This is a genomic window from Lachnospira hominis (ex Liu et al. 2021) (assembly GCF_014287955.1).
In the GTDB taxonomy this organism is placed as follows: domain Bacteria; phylum Bacillota; class Clostridia; order Lachnospirales; family Lachnospiraceae; genus Lachnospira; species Lachnospira hominis.
The window spans coordinates 1-1,717 of sequence record NZ_JACOPD010000023.1 but is presented as its reverse complement, the minus strand read 5'-3'; the positions used below and the strand labels follow the sequence as shown (position 1 = coordinate 1,717).

The window sequence follows — 1,717 nt, the reverse complement described above, 5'->3', positions numbered from 1 at the left end:
TGGTGTGCTACCTGTCAATAGGACAATAAAAAATAATAAATTTTTGTATCGTCAGCCGAATTACGGCTGGCGATATTTTTATGCTACTTTTATATATTGATTATGATATTCCATTGGTGTCATTACATTTAAATTTCTTTGTAATCTTTGATTATTGTAATAATTAATGTAATTAGCTATAGCTGCAACTAACGTGCTTCTATCATTGAAATGTTGGCGGTAATACATTTCTCGTTTTAGAATTCCCCAGAAGCCTTCCATTGGTCCATTATCGATACAATGGGCAACTCTGGACATGCTTTGTTTCATATGGTTTTTCTTTAACCTTGTATAGAATTGCATACTTGTATATTGAAATCCACGATCGGAATGAAAAAGTGGATGTGCATCAGGCTCCAGGCGAACTGCTTCATCAAACGTATTCATAACTAACGGATTATCATTATGATCACTTATTTTAAAGGTTACAATTCTTCGGTCATATAAATCTAGAATGGCACTCAAATATACCTTGTGAACTTCATTTCCACTGTAGTATTTAAATTCAGATACATCAGTGAGCCACTTCTCATTTGGTTTATCGGCATGAAAATCCCTATGTAAATAATTTTTGGCTACATGGTCTGGATTTCGTTCACCTCTGGTACAACTTTTCGGTTTCCATTTGATATTTGATTTTATATCACATTTTCTGCAGATACGGAGTACTCGTTTGTCGTTTACATGAATTCCTTTGTGTCCATCCAATTCATCACGAATTCTACGGTATCCCATATCTGGGTGTTCTATATGAATTTTTTTGATTTCGATAAATAACTTTTCGTTTTGAAGTTCACTGTTGCTTTTTGGGTATTTTATCCAGTGATAGTATGCAGAACGTGTAATGCTAAGGCACTTACAAAGTTTAGCTACTGGATATCCCTTGCCAGAAGATAATTCTCTGATGGCCTTATACGCAGCCAAACGATGAACTAAAGATAACGATCCCTCCTTTCCAGTTCTCTGACTTTTTTTAACAGGTCATTCTCCATTTGCAAATCAAAATTTTTCCTCTCAAGTTCAGCTATTTTATCACGTAATTCTTCTTCTGGTGTACGACTTGGTAAGGAACCTGCTCGCCTGCCACGACGATCTTCCAGACCTTTACTTCCCATTTTTTCGTACCGTTTTACCCAGTTACGAACTTGTTGATATGAACATTGATATTTCAAAGCCATTGCACCATAATTCTTATCATTTGCCAGGCATTCCGTAACTATTTTTAATCTCTCATCAAGAGTAGTTGTTCTTGCTTTTCTCATGTATGCACCTCCGGTGGATGTTTTAAATGTTCCACCAGAATTATACACCTTAATCCAATTTCTTAGTTGTTTTCCTGAACGAATCCCATATTTTGTACAGATGGTAGAGAGCGAACCTTTTCCGTTAAGATAATCATTTACAGCAGATAGTTTTAATTCTTTTGAATAATGGCTGTTGTGTGGTTGATCAAGTAATCCAACAGGCCCCTTACTTTTGTAAATGGAAACCCATTCTTGTATGCTTTTATGGTTAATGCCCAATTCTTTACTTGCTTGACGCATTCCGATTTCTCCATTAAGGTATTGTTCAACTATTTTTACCTTTTCTGCTGAATTGATTTTACTTTTTCTAGACATGAAAATACCCCCATATAGGACTTTTATATTTCATTGTCCTATATGAGGGTAGCATATCA

At 35.3% G+C, this 1,717-nt stretch carries 2 protein-coding genes; both read right to left on the bottom strand.

The annotated features are described in order from the left end of the window. Positions 1-78 precede the first annotated feature (78 nt). Positions 79-963, bottom strand: a complete 885-nt coding sequence (locus H8S01_RS13945; protein WP_207723072.1) for an IS3 family transposase — start codon at positions 961-963, stop codon at positions 79-81. 8 nt (positions 964-971) lie between these two features. Further along, positions 972-1,658 carry a helix-turn-helix domain-containing protein gene (locus tag H8S01_RS13940; RefSeq protein ID WP_207723071.1) on the bottom strand — a complete coding sequence of 229 codons (687 nt, stop codon included), beginning with the start codon at positions 1,656-1,658 and terminating at the stop codon, positions 972-974. Positions 1,659-1,717 lie beyond the last annotated feature (59 nt).

What these genes read in the sequence shown, in the direction of transcription:
- H8S01_RS13940 (WP_207723071.1), bottom strand. Translation starts at nt 1,658, where the DNA reads ATGTCTAGAAAAAGTAAAATCAATTCAGCAGAAAAGGTAAAAATAGTT.